The organism is Klebsiella quasivariicola (assembly GCF_002269255.1).
GTDB lineage: Bacteria > Pseudomonadota > Gammaproteobacteria > Enterobacterales > Enterobacteriaceae > Klebsiella > Klebsiella quasivariicola.
The window spans coordinates 2,411,898-2,430,423 of sequence record NZ_CP022823.1; the positions used below are offsets into that span (position 1 = coordinate 2,411,898).

Genomic DNA, 18,526 nt, shown 5'->3' on the forward strand with positions numbered 1-18,526 from the left:
CAACGGTGGTGAGATGGGGACTTACTTTTTCGTTTGATGAATGTGATGCTGATGCGGAACCCCTGCGGAGTGCAATTATCGTAAATCTGGTGTTTTAATACGCCGCTAAACACAATATGCTGGTGTCTTCCCCACATGCGTGGGGGTGTTTCTGGGTTTTCGTTCGAGTTTAGCGCCTGCAGGCGGTCTTCCCCACATGCGTGGGGGTGTTTCCCAGTCGCCAGGAACAAACTGTTCAACGGTTACGTCTTCCCCACATGCGTGGGGGTGTTTCTTATTATCTGCCGGTCGAATCCTCATATTTAGAGGTCTTCCCCACATGCGTGGGGGTGTTTCTACATCTGGCGCGAGAATAAGAAAGGCAACCCCGTCTTCCCCACATGCGTGGGGGTGTTTCTTGCTCTTGCCACAGCCGCGCCACGTTTATTTTGTCTTCCCCACATGCGTGGGGGTGTTTCTCGAATGGGAAAACCTGTTCGCTTTTTTATCAGGTCTTCCCCACATGCGTGGGGGTGTTTCTGGGATTCAGCCTGGGTTCTCTCTTGATGTGAGGTCTTCCCCATATGCGTGGGGGTGTTTCTCATGTAACTTTCAGTGCGCACCTTCTTTCATGGTCTTCCCCACATACGTGGGGTGTTTCTCTCGTGATGGTCTATGACGTCGCCGTCGGTGGGTCTTCCCCACACGTGTGGGGCGATTCAACAAAGCTGGTCAACCGTTGTTATCGTTATCTTGGTTTAGTTTGGCAAACACAGTTTAATATATTTTTCATGTGAATTTAAAATTCATATTCATGTGTTATATTTATTTTTTATTTCGCAATGGTTGTTAAGTCCATTTTTCTGGCGCACCTGAAGTATGATTATTCATACTACTTATTTATAATGTCTGATATTGTCGATTTGATGTCTCACATTAAGCGCAGCGTTTGTGAGTGCTTTTTATTTTATAAAAAATTATTTATAAAGCTTCCTGACTTTAGTATTAATAAAACGCACATGTTTTATTAAGGATGATTTTCATGAGGCGCTTAACCAGGGTTTCGCTACAAAATCAACATGCCATCGCGGCGATAAGTTTTGAAAACTGCCCGGCGAAAACCCGGATGTTGAGTGATGGTCGCGTGGTGCAGGGACGCTCGGTATTGAGTCATTGTAAGATTGTCGGGGAGATTGCCCGGGCGCTTATAGCGCTGTATCCCGAGCCGATGCGAAGTCGACTCTTTCCCGCAGGAAGTGAAATGGCAGCGGCTGGCCACGATATCGGAAAGGTCAGTCCGACGTTTTCCGCCAAACTTTTTGCGGCCTGTGACGTTAATGACCTCCGTCTTGCTGGGTTATCGGCGGTGAATCCCGGACTCGAAACGCTCTGGGGAGGACATGCAGGCGTCAGTCAGGCGACAGCGGAAAGTTTATATGCTCCGCGCTATGTTCCTGAGATCCTTGGTCAGCACCATGGTTTTAATCCAGGGCTCAACGGCAGGCGTGGTGATGCTGAAGTATTCGGCGGGCCGCTCTGGTTTGATGAGCGTAAAAAACTCGTGGATAAGCTGAAAGCGGAACTCTCCGCTGATTGGCCGACATTTGATTCAGCGGCTCAGGCTCGCGTGGTCGCCGGGTTGACCTCGGTAGCCGACTGGATTGGCTCTGGCGAATTTTTTGAAAATCCTGAGCAAGCGTGGCAGCCTGCCATAACGGCAGCCCTTAATAACGCCGGTTTTATTAAACCCGTTATACGTAAGGGACTATCCTTTGCAGAGGTCTTTTTTCCTGACGATCCGTCGAAGGAACCACGCGAAGCGCAATCGCGCTTTATTGACCAGGTTGCGGGGCCGGGTCTTTATATTCTCGAAGCGCAAATGGGGATGGGGAAAACCGAAGCTGCGTTATACGCTGCTTATCAAATGCTGACTGAGGAAAAAGCAACCGGTATTTATTTTGCGCTACCCACCCAGCTTACCTCGAACAAAATATACGATCGCTTTAATGCGTTTCTGCAACAAATTGTCAGTACTGAAACTCCACAGCATGCCTTACTTTTACATTCTGGCGCCTGGTTGATGAATACCGAGATGGGAGAAGAAGCAAGCCCTGGTGGCGCGTGGTTTAACCACCGTAAACGCGGCTTATTAGCGCCGTTTGCCGTCGGTACCATCGATCAGGCGCTGATGGCGGTGATGAATATTAAGCATGGTTTTGTCAGAGCGTTAGGGCTCGCAGGCAAGGTCGTGATCCTTGACGAAGTTCATACATACGATTTGTACACCGGCACGATCCTTAATGCGTTAGTCGAATTTCTGCGTCAAATCGACTGTACGGTGATTATTCTCAGCGCCACGCTGAGTCGGGCCCGCCGTGACGCCTTGCTGCAACAGACTACAAGCAGTGAGGCCTACCCGCTGATCACCGCCGCGCCCATCAGCGCAAGAGAGCAAGCGCTGGTAGAGATTGGCGTTCCTGTCACTGAGCACGCCACCCTTACGCTGTATTCCTGTAACAATGATGAATCCGCGCTGGAAGAGGCGCTGCGGCGCGCAGAACGTGGGCAACAGGTGTTGTGGATTGAAAATACCGTAGCTGAAGCGCAGCAACGGTATCTGGATATGGCTAGCCGGGCGGTTGAGGTGGGATGTGAAATCGGACTCTTACATTCTCGTTTTACGCCTCAGCACCGCAACCGGCATGAGCAACGCTGGATCGCGCTCTACGGCCGGACCGGCTGGTCGCAACGTCAGCAGTGCGGGCGTATTTTAGTCGGCACCCAGGTTCTGGAACAATCCCTTGATATTGATGCCGATTTCCTCGTGAGCCGATTTGCGCCATCCGATATGTTGCTGCAACGTCTTGGCCGGCTGTGGCGACATACCGATACACCCCGCAATGTGAGTGCGAAGGCGGAATGCTGGCTATTGTCACCTTCGCTGGAGAGCGCTTTAGCCAACCCGGGCTCGGCATTCGGCATGAGCGCCCTGGTCTACTCACCCTATGTGTTATGCCGCAGTCTGGAGGTCTGGCAAGAGATCCCGTCTCTCTCGTTGCCAGGAGATATTCGTCCCCTGATCGACCGGACCTATGTTGCACGTGCGGAAGAGGGACCATGGGCCACGCTACTGCATGAACTCAAGAATGGCAGCCGCTTTCGTTCTGGTGAAGAGGCGCTGCAGTCGCTGGCGAAGCTCACGTTATCTGGCGGCGGGAAAACGCTGCCTGAGCATAAAGCGGAGACTCGCTATAGCGATCGTGACACTCATGATCTGCTGCTGCTGCGTGGTCTGCGTACGCAAGACGGCGTCACGTATATGCGCCTTCTTGATGATGGTGAATTAGCCCTTCCTCATGGGCGCAACCGTTTAAGTCGGTTGCAATGGCGACAGCTGGCGGTGGCGCTGAATCAGCAGCTGGTACGAGTTAATCCGGCTTATTGTCCGCCCACGATAGCAAAAAGTGATCTGGAAAAATTACACCTGCAGGAGGTGTTCTATCTCGGCCGCCCCGAAGATGATGAGGCGTTATTGCGCGTTGCCATTGTCAGCCCCGCGGGTGAACTGAAGACGCTGGATGGCCGCCCCGCGGGAGAGAAATACACCCTTGAATACAGTGAATATCTTGGCTTCCGGGCCATTTCCAAAAAGGAATAAACCATGGAGAACCGCTTCAATTTGATTGATGAACCCTGGATTGCGGTCGTGGATGTGGGGTTGGTCAGTTTAACCGATATTTTCAGTCAGCCGACATTACGCGCTTTAGGGGGAAATCCGGTAGAAAAAATCGCGCTTACCAAATTGCTACTTGCTATCGCCCAGTCAGCCGCGACGCCGGCTGATGATAGCGACTGGCAGCAGATGGGCTGGCAGGGAATGGCCCATTGCTGCCTGAAGTACCTTGCTAAATGGCACGACCGTTTTTATCTGTATGGCGAAAAGCCGTTCTTACAGATGCCCGCTATTCAGGCCGCTGAATGTAAGTCATTGGGCGTATTATCACCTGAGGTGAGTACCGGCAATACCACCGTTTTAACCGAAAGTCAGCAACAGCAGCAATTAACTGATGCGGACAAAGCGCTAGCTATTATTGTGCAAATGGGCTTTGGGCTCGGAGGCAAGAAAACCGATAACTCTGTGGTATTAACGCCGGGCTATCGGGGTAAACAAAACGACAAGGGGAAGCCGGGCAGTGGAAAGGCCGGGATTTCTGTCGGGCATATGGGATTGTTACATTCGTTCTGGCAGGGGAATTCAATCGTACAGAGCATTTGGCTCAATTTATTTACCGCTGAGGATATTGCACAACTGGTGATGTATCCCACGCTGGGGACTGCGCCGTGGGAGCGAATGCCGACAGGGGAAGATGATGACGTTGCGCGTTCGTTAAAAGCATCGCTGCTTGGCCGCCTGATCCCAATGGGTAAATTTTGTCTGTTAGCCGGGGACGGTATTCACTATAGCGACGGTATAAGCCATGCCGGCTATCTGGAAGGCAAAACCGATCCCACGGTTTCCGTCGATTTTTCAGGAAAGAAACCGAAGGCATTATGGGTTAACCCAGGCAAACGCCCCTGGCGCGAACTGACGTCGTTATTACAGTTTATTGAGCAGGATAGCTCCCGAGGATATGAAACCCGTCAGCTTAACCTTCCTTTGAAGCGAATAGCCCATAATACGGTTCAGTTTGCGCTATGGTCGGGCGGCTTACGGGTAAGTAGTAATGCGGGTGAACAGTATGCTTCAGGAATGGATGATTATGTTCAGTCAGAAATATGGTTGTCATCCGAATTAATTAATAATTGCTTTATTGAATATTTAAAATATGAAATGACGCAGCTTGATGCTGTGCAAAAACAGCTTTGGGGTGCAGTTGTACGTTATTTCCGACAGCTTTCCGATATTGATAAATCAGCAACCGGTAAGGCCCAACCCTTTGTGGCAAAACAGGCCGAAAAAGCAACGGCGCTATTCTGGCAACTCTGCGAGCGTCAGGCCCAGGCGCTCATTAATGTTTGCCTGAGTTCCGGGGAAGACCATTCCGCGCGTCATCAGTTACGAAAAACGTTTATCAGCTATGCCGGCCAGGTTTTTAATCGGCTCTGTCCTCGTGACAGTGCCCGTCAATTAGATGCCTGGGCGCAGTCCCGGCCTAATTTTTCCAAATATCTCACCGTCGATTAAGGAGGATCTTAATGGATCAGTTTCCTGCAGACGTTACCGCTGAAAGCGCGAGTAACGAATTGCCCGCCAAACGATTTGTCGGTTACGTGATTGAGCGTATCGCAAAAGACAATGGCTTTGCCGCCCGCCTTAAACGAGCGGACAACCCGGCGACTGAGTATCAGAGCTGGGAAATTCTGGCAGGGTTTGGCATTGATCTGGAAAAAGAGTGGCAGCGCCTTCCGTACTGCGTCATTGGCGCCGCGCTGGCCAGGGTGAAACCGGCCAGCAATGGCACGACCTCGCTGGGAGGCGCCATTGCAGCTTGTTATCCCGAAGGGAATCAGTCTGAACAGGCGAAAGCCCGCCTGCGGCGATTGTTGGCCTGTACCTCGACGAGTGAAGCATGCCGTATTCTGCGCCCGTTGCTGGCATTAATGGCCAGCCGCAATGTGACACTGGATTTCGCCAGGCTACTCAATGAACTGCAGTGGTTTTCCGGCAGCAGTCGCGAACGGATCCGCGCCCGCTGGGCGCAAGAATTCTATCGTCGAGCCGATGAGGCAGCCGGGAATGAGGCGGGGAATCCACATGACTGAACTCTTTGCGAGTGCTTTACATCTCGATCGCGCTGCGGTGAAAGCCCTGAAAATCAGCGATGCCTATTCCCTGCACCGGGTGGTGTACAGCCTGTTTGCTGATGCGCGCACAGACCAGGAGAAGTGCAGCCATATGTCGAGCGGGATTGCTTATGCCGACCAGGGCGGAGATTTCCATGGCCGCAAAGTATTGATCGTCTCTGACAGACCTCCCGCTGCAAAGGTCGATGGGCTGTACGGTGAGGTCAACAGCAGATTAATTCCGGCCGCCTTTCTCTCTCATTCACATTATCGCTTTCAGGTGCAGGTGAATCCGGTACGGAAGGATAAACAGACAGGTAAACGCGTCGCGGTGAAAGGCCGGACTGATATTGCGCAGTGGTTCATTCAGCGCGCTGCCAGCCGCTGGGGCTTTGAAGTGGATGCGTCGAGCCTGCAGGTTGACGCGGTGGAAGTGCTGCAATTTAAAGATAAAGCAGGTCGCCAGGTGACCCTTGGCAAGGCGACGGTGCAGGGCTTGCTTACCGTCACCGACCGACAGCAGTTCCAGCATAGCTTTCATCATGGCATTGGCAAAGGGCGAGCCTTTGGCTGTGGCCTGCTGCAGATTGTGCCCGTTGTTGATGCGCTTTTTTCCTGATGGTTAATCAATTTATTAAGGATAATCCAATGACTACCCCATTTAAAAACACCCGTATCGAGTTTCATATTTTGCAGTCTTTCCCGGTGACCTGCCTTAACCGCGATGACGTGGGGGCTCCCAAGTCCGCTATTGTCGGCGGTGTGTCGCGCGCCAGAGTGTCATCGCAGTGCTGGAAACGTCAGGTTCGTCTGGCGCTGCCAGATTTTGGAATTCGTCTCGGGGTGCGTAGTAAAAAAATTGCTTCATTGCTGGCCAATGCCTGTCGCACAGCAGGGGCGAGCGAAGAACAGGCCACTCACTGCGGTGAGACGATGGCCGCTTTTTTCTCCGACGATACCCTGTTGTTTCTCAGCGCGGCTGAGGCCGCCGCATTTGCCGCTTATGCGCAGGAAAAAGATTTTGACGCCGCGAGCCTGAAAGACAAAGAACTGGTCAAGGTCGCCAAAAAGGTGGTTAACAATACCCTGGATGCCCTGGATATTGCGCTTTTAGGCCGTATGGTGGCCAAAGCGGCGGATATGAACGTTGAGGCGGCGGCATCGTTCGCGCATGCCATTTCCACCCATAAAGTGAGTAATGAGGTCGAGTTTTTTACCGCCGTGGATGACTGTAAAACGGAGGATGAAAGCGGTTCGGCACATATGGGCAGCCTGGAGTTTAATTCGGCGACCTACTATCGCTATGTCAGCCTGGATCTCGGGCAACTGGCGCAGACGTTGGGTGAGGGCGCCGATATGAAAACCGCCGTCGCCGCTTTTGTTAAGGCACTCTATGTCGCCGTCCCCTCAGCCCGACAGACAACGCAGTCCGGGGCCTGCCCGTGGGAATATGCTCGCGTGTTACTGCGTAAAGGTCAGGGTCTGCAGGCTTCATTCGAGCAGCCCGTTAAGAGTCAGGGTGAAGGCTTCTTATCCCCCAGTAAAGCGGCGCTCAAAGACTGGTTGCATACAAAAGAAAAACTCTCTGGCTCCCTGTTCGGCAAACAAGGCGATTACGAGTGGGGTGAGGATCTTGACTACAGCATTGACCGACTGATCGCTGACTTGCAGTCACATCTGTAATGGACGGTGAAGATGAGCCAAACTACGCACTATATGCTGCTGTGGCTTGAAGGGCCGCTGCAGTCATGGGGATTCGATTCAAAGTTCGGTGTACGCGATACGCTGAATTTCCCGACCCGCTCGGGCATTCTGGGGCTGATTTGCTGTGCACGAGGCGCCGCGGGGCCAGAGGTCGAGTGGCTGGCGGAGATGAATAACCTGCCGATGGAGGTTCGCGCCTACGCCCGAACCGACAAGGAGGGCCAGCCGCTCCTGCGCGAGCCGACATTGTGCGATTTCCAGATGGTTGGCAGCGGATATGACGACAGCGATCCGTGGCAAAGTCTGCTGATCCCTAAAACATCCGATGGAAAGAAAGCCGTAGGGGGTGGAACGAAAATGACCTACCGCCACTATCTCCAGGATGCCGTATTCGCCGTGGTAATGGGGCTTGGCAGCCAGCAAGCCGAGTCGTTACCAGAGGCGCTACAAAATCCGGTATGGGATTTATATCTCGGTCGTAAAAGCTGCGTGCCCAGCGAGCTGATCTATCAGGGCATCTATGACAGCGCAGAAGCGGCATGGCAGCAGGCCCGGACATTAGCTGAGAGTAAGCGGCGCACGCTGAGCTACAGGGTCATTGAAGGGGAAGGGGATGGCGATGTCATCACGCTTAATGATGTCCCGGTGCAGTTCGGCCGGCATAAGCGTTACCGGGATCGTCAGGTGACCGTGCTGGAGTGCGGCTAATGGCCCTGGGGGAGAGGCTGTTTGTCAAAGTTACCCGCGAACTCCTGCCTCAGGTAAAAGATAAATATCCTTTTCTCTATCTTGAGCGCGGGCGGCTGGAAATTGATGACAGCAGTGTGAAATGGGTGGATGCGGATGGCAACGTGGTGCCTCTCCCGGTGGCGACCATCAACACGCTGCTGCTCGGCCCCGGGACAACTGTGACGCATGAGGCGATCAAAACCGCGACCGCCGCTAACTGCGCGGTGTGTTGGGTGGGCGAGGATAGCCTGCTGTTTTATGCCGCCGGTTTTTTGCCCACTGCTGATACCCGCAATCTTAAAGCGCAGATGGCGCTGGCCTGCGATGGGGCGTCTGCCCTTAAGGTTGCCAGGATGATGTTTGCTAAACGCTTTCCGGATGCCGATCTGGAGGGTAAAAGTTTAAACAGCATGATGGGCATGGAGGGGAGTCGGGTTCGCGCGTTGTATCAGCAGAAAGCGCAGGAGTATGGCGTCGGCTGGAAAGGGCGTCAGTTTACACCAGGCAAGTTTGAACTGAGTGACCTGACAAACCAGGTACTGACCTCCACCAACGCCGCCCTGTATGGCATTTTATGCTCGGTTGTGCATGCGATGGGCTACTCGCCGTATATCGGCTTTATCCATTCAGGTAGCCCTTTACCGTTTGTCTATGATTTGGCCGACCTATATAAAGAACGACTCTGTATCGATCTGGCTTTTTCGCTGTCGAGGGAGATGGCGGGTCGATATGATAAACATAAAGTTTCTGAGGCATTCAGAAAACGAGTGATAGCCCTGGATTTGCTCAACCTTATTGCCGCCGATATCAATGAGCTAATGGGAGGAAAAGGTGCTCGTCGTACTGGCAAATGATCTGCCGCCAGCGGTCCGTGGACGAATGAAGCTGTGGTTTGTCGAACCCCGGCCAAATGTGTTCGTCTCAGGCGTCAAAGATTCGGTTGCACAAACCGTTGTTGATTATCTGATGCAGTACACGCCTGTGGAATCGGGCCTGATGCTGTTTCGCAGTATTCCTCAACCGCCTGGTTATGAAATTCGCTACAAGGGTGAGGTCAGAAAGCCGATTATTGAACTCAGTGGGTTACAGCTGATTATTGAAACCCTAAAACTGTCGTAATACGTGGATATTGTGGTTAAATTCTCGCTCTTTCACAATATGTTGGTGTCTTCCCCACGCACGTGGGGGTGTTTCCGGGTGAACTCCCCCCGCAGGTGGAGGTGTTTGGTCTTCCCCACGCACGTGGGGGTGTTTCCTCCCCCCGCAGGTGGAGGTGTTTGGGCAGCTTGTCTTCCCCACGCACGTGGGGGTGTTTCTTTGCTGGTCCGCAGCGCGGTCGCGGTTGGGGGGTCTTCCCCACGCACGTGGGGGTGTTTCCTTTTGATCTTCGCACCATTTTTCAACGGCTTTGTCTTCCCCACGCACGTGGGGGTGTTTCTAACCCCGGTTTGATCCAGTTTTTCAACCAGCCGTCTTCCCCACGCACGTGGGGGTGTTTCCAGACCTCTTCGTCCACCTCGACCGCCCTACAGGTCTTCCCCACGCACGTGGGGGTGTTTCTATCGCCCGGGCTCGCAGGCGCAGGACTATATCGTCTTCCCCACGCACGTGGGGGTGTTTCTACCAGTTACAGAAAGGGGATTGCCTCGAAGTTGTCTTCCCCACGCACGTGGGGGTGTTTCTATATTGGCTATATCCCGATTTATACAGGCATGGTCTTCCCCACGCACGTGGGGGTGTTTCCATCAGCAGAGAACCCGAGCGTAGACAGGCATTGTCTTCCCCACGCACGTGGGGGTGTTTCTATTGTTCGCGGCAAGTGTCATACGACCTGGTAGTCTTCCCCACGCACGTGGGGGTGTTTCTCATCCTTAACGGGTCGATGATTGAGCCTGTGAGTCTTCCCCACGCACGTGGGGGTGTTTCCCAGCCATCGGCAAAGCATATCGCGCGACCGTGGTCTTCCCCACGCACGTGGGGGTGTTTCCTCGCGCGCCGCTGCGGGCTGATCACGGCCAGCGTCTTCCCCACGCACGTGGGGGTGTTTCCAAAGAGGGGATCTGTTACGAGCTGCGCGACTAGTCTTCCCTACGCATGTGGGGCTTAGCAATAAGCGGAATACTCGTATTAGAATAAATATTTTATAGCCAGCGAAACTTAAAATGATTTTTAGCTAATGAAACTGTCGTTTGGGAGAGGTAGGAGTATTTTATTGCGATAGAGAAGGGAACTGTTTAAAGCAATAACCGCGAATGATTCTTATAAAATGAAGGATAGGGAATTCATATGTTTCGGCTTTACCAGTCACATGATTTAATACGCCAGTTAAAACCTGAAGACTTTCAATATATTTTGACACCAGCAGGTTCGCTAAGAGAAGTGTGTATACATTACGACCTCTCCTGTGAGGCGAATGGTCACAGCCTCGCTTTTGGCCTACCGAAGGAAATATACAATTCATCTCCACATAAAAGGCCATATGAACGAAGGCAACGTAGCTATGCAGATCCTATCTACGATGAGGTAGAGCACAGGCTACAAATTGGCTGGCTTGTTGGTCTGGATATCTCCAGGTGTTGGAGCAGTGACAGAAATCCATTTTACATCGACGACAATGGCGATTTAATTTTTACCCCTACCGCTTCGTTATACCATGCGTGGTTTAAGAACGAAATTATGAACGCCTACAGGCACACGATTGCCGATCGCCAAGGAAGGAAGCCAGCTCCCACTCAGCATATACAACACAATTATAATGGCTCAAGAATCGCACCAGCGTCAAAGACACTAAACAGTAAGACCATTGGCCGACTGCTAGCCGCTGGCGGTGTATATAATGGCAACATTGAAGGATTCCATGAAACAGCGTTGCAACTGGGTGGGGATGCGCCTGCAGGTTACGACCAGATTATGGACAATAAAGGATTACTCATTGCAGGAGCCTCTTTCGCGGCAGGATTAACAATGGGTAGGGTGAATCCTTTAAGTGAGTTAGATGAGTTATCGAGTCTCAGTAAAATACCAGCCTTTGAAAGTCCGTATGTAAAGGGCTTCATCTCTGAGAACGGTACGTTAGTGAATGCTGAACATGCCGTTATCGATCCGAAAAAACTCGCGACGTACGCTTTAGATTCAACACATCCTACAGGCGGTCATAAGGCTCGGGTGTTTGAGTCTGCCATGGGGTACAACCCAACGAATGCGGATGTTTTAGCCGCACGAATTCAGAAGGGCGTATTATCGGCCCCAGCAAAGATATTGCAGACAAACAACTACGGTCAAACAATGGCTGTAGATATGCCAATTTTAGGCATCAATGGTGAAACGGCGGTCATCCGTACAGGCTGGATGTATGAAACAGATGCGCTCGTTCCTCGCCTGACAACTATTTACGTTAAATAGGGAAATAAACATGAAAAGAGCCGAATTAGACGTTGTGGTTTTAGGTGAGGATTTACCGAATGAAGGGCTGGTAAAAGGAACGCCTGGTACGATTGTTATGGTTTTTAATACGCCAACAACTGGCTATCTGGTCGAGTTTTGCGACGAGAAAGGAAAAACAATCGCAATGCCAGTTTTATTCCCCGCCCAGCTAAAGCGCTATTTCACCATTGGTAACCTGAAGTCGCTGATGGTTGAAGGTAATTATCCCGTAGCCGACCCTGTAGACCCAGACGTCATGGCAGATTTAATGCACAAAGTCGCGCCTGTTGAATGGGAGGACAAGAAAAGAAGGGGCTATGAGGATATTCAACGACTATTGATTAGTCGGCCGGACTACGCGGATATGTTCAATATTATGGATGGGGGTGAGTACAATGGCATGACATTGTACAGCCTGGTGCAGGCAGAGAACGGTGAACCTGCATGGTCGAATATCTTTGTTCGAAACTTTGAGACGCGTATTAACGAAATCTATGTCGATCCAAACCTCAATGACAAAGTAGTGATTGGTGAAGAGGGCATGTCCGTGATTGTCTACAGCTTCACAGATGACCGTTTCGAAATCCGCGATAAAGTCTCCTCGGATTATGTCATTGAGTCACATACCCACTTCACCGGACTGTTGTCCGCCCTCATTGAGCCGGTCAGCTGAATCCGACACATCCATACCTTCAGCGTTTCCCACGGACGTGGGAATTTTTTTCCGCTCAGCTTACCCCGCCAGATGGCACACGGCTTCAATATTGTGCCCGTCTGGCGCAATCACAAACGCGGCGTAATAACTGGCGTGGTAGTTTGGCCGTAACCCCGGCGCGCCGTTGTCCCTTCCTCCGGCGGCCAGCGCCGCCTGCCAGAAGGCATCGACCTGCTCGCGGCTGTCGGCACGAAAGGCAATGTGCAGCGGCGCCGGTTTTTCCGCGCTTTGATAGAGGCATAGAGAAACATCGCCGCTGCCGGCCAGCTCTGCGCCGTAGCTCGGTTCGCCTTCGCCGACCAGCGTTACGCCAAGTGGGGCCAGAGCCTGTAAAAAGAACGCTTTGCTTGCGGCGTAGTCGCTGACGCCGAATTTCACATGATCGAACATAACGTCTCTTCTCCTGTGGACGGAATATCGCCAGCTGAACGGTTCAGCCAGGAAATAGATGGAAAATAATTAACAACGGTTATTAACTTTTTTAACAGCTCTAAATGTTTAATTATTCCTAATACGAGTGTTTACAGACGTTTAATCTGCCATGTACCATAAACAAAAAATAACATTTGTGATACAAGTCACTCTTTTTTGGCGCACAGGTAAGCTCAGCGCGGTGTGAACGCCGTCGGTTTACCGCCTCAAGGTTATGGCAGCACCCTTCTCACGATGACATTCCGGTGAATTTCGCTCCGATTTCCCGCGTTTCGTTGAGAATCGTCTACTATCCAAACGATAACCCTATAAATGATGTCGCCTCTGGCGATGTTTTATCCGACTTGCCGGGCCGGGCCAGACGCTAAGCGGTTTGAAAGCGCAATGGTATCGGTTCCAGCACGACATTCACTGGGTTTGTCTGCGACAAAAACAGTAATTTTCAATGACAGGAATGTGATGATGTCGAGCGAGAAAACCAACAATTCCAGGCGTGATTTCCTGGTGAAATCGATGGCGCTGATCCCGACGGTGGTGATCGGCGGCGCGGGAGCAGGGGCCATTGGCGTGGCCACCAGCGCGACCGCGCAGGCGGCCCCCGCTTCAGAGCCAGCCTCCGGGAACACCGCGGCGGCCAGCGACTGGAAGCCGCAGTTCTTCAACGATCGTGAGTGGGTGTTTATCAACGCCGTCGTCGCTCGCTTAATCCCGGCGGATGAACTCGGTCCCGGCGCCAAAGAGGCCGGCGTCCCGGAGTTTATCGACCGCCAGCTCAATACCCCTTACGCCACCGGCTCCATCTGGTATATGCAGGGTCCCTTTAACCCCGACGTGCCGAAAGAGATGGGCTATCAGCTGCCGCTGGTGCCCAAACAGATCTATAACCTCGGGATCGCCGACGCCGAGGCCTGGTGTCAGGACAAATATCACAAGACCTTCGCTGAACTGAGCAGCGAGCAGCAGGACGAGGCGCTCGGCCTGTGGGAATCCGGCAAAGCCGAGTTCAAACAGCTGCCGGCCTCGCTGTTCTTCACCTATCTGTTGCAAAACACCCGCGAAGGCTTCTTCAGCGACCCTATCCATGGCGGCAATAAAGGTATGGTCGGCTGGACGCTGATTAATTTTCCCGGCGCGCGCGCCGACTTTATGGACTGGGTTGAACGGGGCGAACGCTACCCCTTCCCGCCGGTATCAATTAATGGGGAGAGGGCGTAATCATGGCCACCGTATTGAAAAAAACCGATGTCGCGATCGTCGGCTTCGGCTGGGTTGGGGCGATCATGGCCAAAGAGCTGACCGAAGCGGGGCTCAACGTCGTCGCGCTGGAGCGCGGCCCGATGCGCGACACCTGGCCGGACGGCGCTTATCCGCAGGTTATCGATGAGCTGACCTATAACATCCGCCGCAAGCTGTTCCAGGATCTGTCGAAAAGCACCGTTACCATCCGGCATAACACCAGCCAGCAGGCGGTGCCGTATCGCCAGCTGGCGGCCTTCCTGCCGGGTACCGGCGTGGGCGGCGCCGGGCTGCACTGGTCCGGCGTCCATTTCCGCGTCGATCCCATCGAACTGCGGATGCGCAGCCACTATGAAGAACGCTACGGCAAAAACTTCATTCCCCAGGATATGATCATCCAGGATTTCGGCGTCACCTACGACGAGCTGGAGCCGTTCTTCGATAAAGCGGAAAAAGTGTTCGGCACCTCCGGGACCGCGTGGTCGATCAAAGGCAAGGTGGTCGGCAAAGGCCGCGGCGGCAACGCCTTCGCCCCGGACCGCTCGGACGACTTCCCGCTGCCGGCGCAGAAAAACACCTGGTCGGCGCAGCTGTTTGAAAAAGCGGCGCTGGAAGTTGGGTATCACCCCTATAATCTGCCGTCGGCCAATACTTCCGACTCCTATACCAACCCCTACGGCGCGCAGATGGGCCCGTGCAACTTCTGCGGTTTCTGCAGCGGCTACGCCTGCTACATGTACTCTAAAGCCTCGCCGAACGTGAACATTCTGCCGGCGCTGCGCCAGGAAAAACGCTTTGAGCTGCGGACCAACGCCAACGTGCTGAAGGTCAACCTGACCGACGACAAATCCCGCGCCACCGGCGTGACCTACGTCGACGGCCAGGGGCGTGAAATGGAACAGCCGGCGGACCTGGTGATTATCGGCGCCTTCCAGTTCCACAACGTGCACCTGATGCTGCTCTCCGGGATCGGCAAACCCTACAATCCGGAGACCGGCGAAGGGGTGGTGGGGCGTAACTTCGCCTATCAGAACATGACCACCATCAAGGCCATTTTCGACAAAGACACCTATACCAACCCGTTTATCGGCGCGGGCGGCAACGGCGTCGGGGTCGACGACTTCAACGCCGACAACTTCGACCACGGCGCGGCCGGCTTTGTCGGCGGTTCGCCGTTCTGGGTCAACCAGGCCGGGACCAAGCCCATATCCGGTTTCCCGGTACCGCCGGGCACCCCGGCGTGGGGCAGCAAGTGGAAAGCGGCGGTGGCCGACACCTACACCCATCACCTGTCGATGGATGCCCACGGCGCGCACCAGTCCTATCGGCAGAACTATCTCGATCTTGATCCGAACTACAAAAACGTCTTCGGCCAGCCGCTGCTGCGCATGACCTTCGACTGGCAGGAAAACGACATCAAGATGGCGCAGTTTATGTTCGATAAGATGGCGCCGATCGCCAAAGCGATGAAGCCGAAATATATCCTCGGCAGCCCAAAAAACGCCAACAGCCACTTTGATACCACCACCTACCAGACCACCCATATGAACGGTGGGGCGGTGATGGGGGAAGATCCGAAAACCAGCGCCGTTAACCGTTATCTGCAAAGCTGGGACGTGCATAACGTCTTCGTCATCGGCGCCTCCGCGTTCCCGCAGGGGCTGGGCTACAACCCAACCGGCACGGTGGCCGCGCTGGCCTACTGGTCAGCGAAGGCGATCCGTGAGCAGTATCTGAAAAATCCGGGTCCCCTGGTGCAGGCATAAAGGAAGGCAGATGATGAAAATGCAATGGTTATCGGCCCTGGTGCTTGGGGCATTGAGCTGCGCGGCTTTTGCCGAAGAGGCGCCTGCGGACAGCAATCTGATTAAGCAGGGGGAGTATCTGGCGCGGGCGGGGGACTGTGTCGCCTGCCACACCAACGGCAAAGCAGGGAAACCTTTCGCCGGCGGTTTGCCGATGGAGACGCCGATCGGCACTATCTACTCCACCAATATCACGCCGGATAAAGAACACGGCATCGGCGGGTACACCTTCGAAGAGTTCGACGACGCGGTGCGCAAGGGTGTGCGGAAAGACGGTTCCACGCTCTATCCGGCGATGCCGTATCCCTCGTTCGCGCGGATCAGCGAAGCGGACATGCGCGCCATGTACGCCTACTTTATGCACGGCGTGGAGCCGGTGAATGTCGCCAACAAGGACACCGACATCCCATGGCCGCTGTCGATGCGCTGGCCGCTGGCGTTCTGGCGCGGCATCTTCGCCCCGACGCCGAGCGACTTTGTCGCCAACCCGCAGGTTGACCCGGTGCTGGAGCGCGGCCGCTATCTGGTGGAAGGCCTGGGCCACTGCGGCGCCTGCCATACCCCGCGTAGCCTGACGATGCAGGAAAAAGCGCTCAGCGAAAGCGAAGGCGATGATTACCTGGCGGGCAGCAATGCGCCGATTGACGGCTGGGTCGCCTCCAGCCTGCGCGGCGAAAACCGCGACGGTCTGGGAACCTGGAGCGAAGCCGAGCTGGCCGAGTTCCTCAAAACCGGACGCAACGATAAATCGGTGGTCTTCGGCGGCATGAGCGATGTGGTGGAGCACAGTCTGCAGTATCTCTCTGATGACGACATCACCGCCATCGCCCGCTATCTGAAGTCGCTCCCGCCGCGCGGCGGCAAACAGACCCCAGCCCCGGTGGAAGACAGCGTGGCGAAAGACCTGTGGAAGGGGAACGACAGCAAAACCGGCGCCGCGCTGTACGTCGATAACTGCGCCGCCTGCCACCGCACCGACGGCGTAGGCTATAAGCGCGCTTTCCCGTCGCTGAAGGGCAACCCGGTGGTACAGACCGAAGATGCCACTTCGCTGATCCACATCGTTCTGACCGGGAGCACCACGCCGGCGGTGAAAGAGGCGGTCTCCAACCTGACCATGCCGTCGTTCGGCTGGCGTCTGGACGACCAGCAGGTGGCGGATGTGGTCAACTTCATCCGCACCAGCTGGGGCAACAACGCGCCGGCGGTCAGCGCCAGCGATGTGGCGAAGGTGCGTAAGGAGACCGCGGCGCACGATGAGAAGGCGTTAGGCAACGCCGATATCTCGAAGCTGCCGGGGGCCGGACAGTAATCGTCAGGGTTGCGTCGCCCGCGCGGCGCAACCCATACTTAGCCACGACGTAAAATACTGTCTGAATCAAGGAGTTTGCCTTCATGCTGCATGCAGAGCGACTGACCTGCATCGTTGACGATCGACCGCTATTTGCGGCGCTGACGCTGTCCCTCGCTGCCGGCGAGCTGCTGCAGGTCGCCGGTGATAACGGCGCGGGGAAAACCTCGCTGCTGCGGATCCTTTGCGGCCTGGCGCGCCCGGAAAGCGGGGTGGTGAGCTGGCAGGGGCATCCGCTGGCGAAGGTCCGGGAGTCATTTCATCGTCAGTTGCTGTGGCTGGGCCATAAACCCGGCGTCAACGCGGCGCTGACCGCCGATGAAAACCTGCGTTTCTTCTTTCCATCCAGCCGCCTTCAGCAGCGGGAAAGCGCCCTCGCCGCCGTCGGCCTGGCGGGCTATGAAGACCTCCCCTTGAGCCAGCTCTCCGCCGGGCAACAGCGGCGGGTGGCGCTGACCCGCCTGTGGTTAACCGACGCGCCGCTGTGGATCCTCGATGAGCCGTTCACCGCCCTCGACGCCACGGCGATGGAAACCCTGACCCGCCGCCTGGAGCAGCACGCCCGGCAGGGGGGAAGCGCGATCCTCACCACTCATCAGCCGCTGCGGCCGCTGCGCTGCCCGTTGCGCACCCTGCGCCTCGGCGGCGACGCGGGAGGCGGGCAATGATGCGAGCGCTGTTGGCCCGGGAACTGCGCCTGGCGTGGCGCAGCGGGGCGGAGATCCTCAATCCGCTCTGGTTCTTTCTGATCGTCATCACCCTGTTTCCGTTCGGCGTCGGCGCCGCGCCGCAGCTGCTGGCGCAGATTGCGCCGGGCGTGGTGTGGGTCGCCGCGCTGCTGGCGGCGCTGCTGGTAATGGATCGGTTGTTTCGCGACGACTGGCAGGACGGTTCCCTGGAGCAACTGATGCTCCTGCCGACGCCGCTGGTGGCGGTAGTGCTGGTGAAAGTGGTGGCCCACTGGATGATGAGCGGCCTGCCGCTGCTGATCGTCTCGCCGCTGGCGGCGCTGCTGCTGGGGATGAGCGTGCATGACGCCGGTGTGCTGGTGCTGACCTTGCTGCTCGGCACCCCGACGCTCAGTTTTCTCGGCGCGGTGGGGGTTGGCCTGACGGTCGGCCTGAAGCGCGGCGGCGTCCTGCTGAGCCTGCTGGTGCTGCCGCTGGCGGTGCCGCTGCTGATTTTCGCCACCGCAGCCTGCCAGGCGGCCGCCGCCGGGCTCCCGGTCAGCGGTTATCTGGCGATGCTGGCGGCGTTCTTAACCGCCAGCGCCACCCTGTGCCCGTTCGCCACCGCCGCCGCGCTGCGGCTGACCGTGCAATAATTCGCTGCGCCTGCGGGCGCGGTCATCATAACCGTGTGAGTAAG

Annotated in this window: 16 protein-coding genes and 2 CRISPR repeat arrays; of the genes, 15 read left to right on the plus strand and 1 reads right to left on the minus strand. The window is 55.2% G+C overall.

Features of this window, described 5'->3' with window-relative positions; all coding sequences use genetic code 11:
• The first annotated feature begins 124 nt into the window (after positions 1–124).
• Positions 125–581: direct repeats of the CRISPR family, unit length 29 nt; unit sequence GTCTTCCCCACATGCGTGGGGGTGTTTCT.
• A gap of 440 nt (positions 582–1,021) precedes the next feature.
• The 10 genes from cas3 to B8P98_RS12040 all read left to right on the plus strand — a co-directional run bounded on the left by cas3 (position 1,022) and on the right by B8P98_RS12040 (position 12,292).
• Entirely contained in the window at positions 1,022–3,637 is a 2,616-nt protein-coding gene (gene cas3 / locus B8P98_RS11995; protein ID WP_095033051.1) for a CRISPR-associated helicase Cas3', read from the plus strand.
• A 3-nt stretch (positions 3,638–3,640) separates the two neighbouring features.
• Positions 3,641–5,164: a type I-E CRISPR-associated protein Cse1/CasA gene (gene casA, locus B8P98_RS12000; RefSeq protein ID WP_025712116.1), complete on the plus strand. Its 1,524-nt coding sequence runs from the start codon at positions 3,641–3,643 to the stop codon at positions 5,162–5,164.
• Between the two features lie 11 nt (positions 5,165–5,175).
• Complete coding sequence (gene casB / locus B8P98_RS12005) at positions 5,176–5,742, plus strand: type I-E CRISPR-associated protein Cse2/CasB (protein WP_025712117.1); 567 nt, start codon at positions 5,176–5,178, stop codon at positions 5,740–5,742.
• Positions 5,735–6,382 carry a type I-E CRISPR-associated protein Cas6/Cse3/CasE gene (gene cas6e, locus B8P98_RS12010; RefSeq protein WP_025712118.1) on the plus strand — a complete coding sequence of 216 codons (648 nt, stop codon included), beginning with the start codon at positions 5,735–5,737 and terminating at the stop codon, positions 6,380–6,382. The genes casB and cas6e overlap by 8 nt, the downstream gene beginning before the upstream one ends.
• A gap of 29 nt (positions 6,383–6,411) precedes the next feature.
• Positions 6,412–7,446 (plus strand): type I-E CRISPR-associated protein Cas7/Cse4/CasC, encoded by a 1,035-nt coding sequence (gene cas7e / locus B8P98_RS12015; RefSeq protein ID WP_025712119.1) that lies wholly within the window; start codon positions 6,412–6,414, stop codon positions 7,444–7,446.
• Between the two features lie 12 nt (positions 7,447–7,458).
• On the plus strand, positions 7,459–8,175 hold the full coding sequence (cas5e, locus tag B8P98_RS12020) for a type I-E CRISPR-associated protein Cas5/CasD (protein WP_025712120.1): 717 nt from the start codon (positions 7,459–7,461) through the stop codon (positions 8,173–8,175).
• On the plus strand, positions 8,175–9,050 hold the full coding sequence (gene cas1e, locus B8P98_RS12025) for a type I-E CRISPR-associated endonuclease Cas1e (protein WP_025712121.1): 876 nt from the start codon (positions 8,175–8,177) through the stop codon (positions 9,048–9,050). The genes cas5e and cas1e overlap by 1 nt, the downstream gene beginning before the upstream one ends.
• On the plus strand, positions 9,028–9,315 hold the full coding sequence (gene cas2e, locus B8P98_RS12030) for a type I-E CRISPR-associated endoribonuclease Cas2e (protein ID WP_071993256.1): 288 nt from the start codon (positions 9,028–9,030) through the stop codon (positions 9,313–9,315). The genes cas1e and cas2e overlap by 23 nt, the downstream gene beginning before the upstream one ends.
• A gap of 47 nt (positions 9,316–9,362) precedes the next feature.
• Positions 9,363–10,244: direct repeats of the CRISPR family, unit length 28 nt; unit sequence GTCTTCCCCACGCACGTGGGGGTGTTTC.
• 238 nt (positions 10,245–10,482) lie between these two features.
• Positions 10,483–11,598 carry a DUF6883 domain-containing protein gene (locus tag B8P98_RS12035; protein ID WP_025712123.1) on the plus strand — a complete coding sequence of 372 codons (1,116 nt, stop codon included), beginning with the start codon at positions 10,483–10,485 and terminating at the stop codon, positions 11,596–11,598.
• A 10-nt stretch (positions 11,599–11,608) separates the two neighbouring features.
• Entirely contained in the window at positions 11,609–12,292 is a 684-nt protein-coding gene (locus tag B8P98_RS12040) for a YrhA family protein (RefSeq protein ID WP_025712124.1), read from the plus strand.
• Between the two features lie 60 nt (positions 12,293–12,352).
• Here the strand turns inward: B8P98_RS12040 and B8P98_RS12045 are convergent, their stop codons facing one another.
• Entirely contained in the window at positions 12,353–12,724 is a 372-nt protein-coding gene (locus B8P98_RS12045; RefSeq protein WP_025712125.1) for a VOC family protein, read from the minus strand.
• A 501-nt stretch (positions 12,725–13,225) separates the two neighbouring features.
• Between B8P98_RS12045 and B8P98_RS12050 the strand changes: the two genes are divergently transcribed.
• The 5 genes from B8P98_RS12050 (at position 13,226) to ccmB (ending at position 18,482) form a co-directional block, all read left to right on the plus strand.
• On the plus strand, positions 13,226–13,981 hold the full coding sequence (locus B8P98_RS12050; protein ID WP_025712126.1) for a gluconate 2-dehydrogenase subunit 3 family protein: 756 nt from the start codon (positions 13,226–13,228) through the stop codon (positions 13,979–13,981).
• 2 nt (positions 13,982–13,983) lie between these two features.
• Positions 13,984–15,768 carry a GMC family oxidoreductase gene (locus B8P98_RS12055; RefSeq protein ID WP_002908285.1) on the plus strand — a complete coding sequence of 595 codons (1,785 nt, stop codon included), beginning with the start codon at positions 13,984–13,986 and terminating at the stop codon, positions 15,766–15,768.
• A 10-nt stretch (positions 15,769–15,778) separates the two neighbouring features.
• The gene (locus B8P98_RS12060) at positions 15,779–17,119 is read left to right on the plus strand and encodes a c-type cytochrome (RefSeq protein WP_165931789.1); all 1,341 of its coding nucleotides are present in this window, start codon (positions 15,779–15,781) and stop codon (positions 17,117–17,119) included.
• Between the two features lie 83 nt (positions 17,120–17,202).
• On the plus strand, positions 17,203–17,826 hold the full coding sequence (gene ccmA, locus B8P98_RS12065) for a cytochrome c biogenesis heme-transporting ATPase CcmA (protein ID WP_080896729.1): 624 nt from the start codon (positions 17,203–17,205) through the stop codon (positions 17,824–17,826).
• Complete coding sequence (ccmB, locus tag B8P98_RS12070) at positions 17,823–18,482, plus strand: heme exporter protein CcmB (RefSeq protein ID WP_095033052.1); 660 nt, start codon at positions 17,823–17,825, stop codon at positions 18,480–18,482. The genes ccmA and ccmB overlap by 4 nt, the downstream gene beginning before the upstream one ends.
• The last annotated feature ends 44 nt before the right edge of the window (positions 18,483–18,526 follow it).

What these genes read in the sequence shown, in the direction of transcription:
- cas3 (WP_095033051.1), top strand. Translation starts at nt 1,022, where the DNA reads ATGAGGCGCTTAACCAGGGTTTCGCTACAAAATCAACATGCCATCGCG.
- casA (WP_025712116.1), top strand. Translation starts at nt 3,641, where the DNA reads ATGGAGAACCGCTTCAATTTGATTGATGAACCCTGGATTGCGGTCGTG.
- casB (WP_025712117.1), top strand. Translation starts at nt 5,176, where the DNA reads ATGGATCAGTTTCCTGCAGACGTTACCGCTGAAAGCGCGAGTAACGAA.
- cas6e (WP_025712118.1), top strand. Translation starts at nt 5,735, where the DNA reads ATGACTGAACTCTTTGCGAGTGCTTTACATCTCGATCGCGCTGCGGTG.
- cas7e (WP_025712119.1), top strand. Translation starts at nt 6,412, where the DNA reads ATGACTACCCCATTTAAAAACACCCGTATCGAGTTTCATATTTTGCAG.
- cas5e (WP_025712120.1), top strand. Translation starts at nt 7,459, where the DNA reads ATGAGCCAAACTACGCACTATATGCTGCTGTGGCTTGAAGGGCCGCTG.
- cas1e (WP_025712121.1), top strand. Translation starts at nt 8,175, where the DNA reads ATGGCCCTGGGGGAGAGGCTGTTTGTCAAAGTTACCCGCGAACTCCTG.
- B8P98_RS12035 (WP_025712123.1), top strand. Translation starts at nt 10,483, where the DNA reads ATGTTTCGGCTTTACCAGTCACATGATTTAATACGCCAGTTAAAACCT.
- B8P98_RS12040 (WP_025712124.1), top strand. Translation starts at nt 11,609, where the DNA reads ATGAAAAGAGCCGAATTAGACGTTGTGGTTTTAGGTGAGGATTTACCG.
- B8P98_RS12045 (WP_025712125.1), bottom strand. Translation starts at nt 12,724, where the DNA reads ATGTTCGATCATGTGAAATTCGGCGTCAGCGACTACGCCGCAAGCAAA.
- B8P98_RS12050 (WP_025712126.1), top strand. Translation starts at nt 13,226, where the DNA reads ATGATGTCGAGCGAGAAAACCAACAATTCCAGGCGTGATTTCCTGGTG.
- B8P98_RS12055 (WP_002908285.1), top strand. Translation starts at nt 13,984, where the DNA reads ATGGCCACCGTATTGAAAAAAACCGATGTCGCGATCGTCGGCTTCGGC.
- B8P98_RS12060 (WP_165931789.1), top strand. Translation starts at nt 15,779, where the DNA reads ATGATGAAAATGCAATGGTTATCGGCCCTGGTGCTTGGGGCATTGAGC.
- ccmA (WP_080896729.1), top strand. Translation starts at nt 17,203, where the DNA reads ATGCTGCATGCAGAGCGACTGACCTGCATCGTTGACGATCGACCGCTA.
- ccmB (WP_095033052.1), top strand. Translation starts at nt 17,823, where the DNA reads ATGATGCGAGCGCTGTTGGCCCGGGAACTGCGCCTGGCGTGGCGCAGC.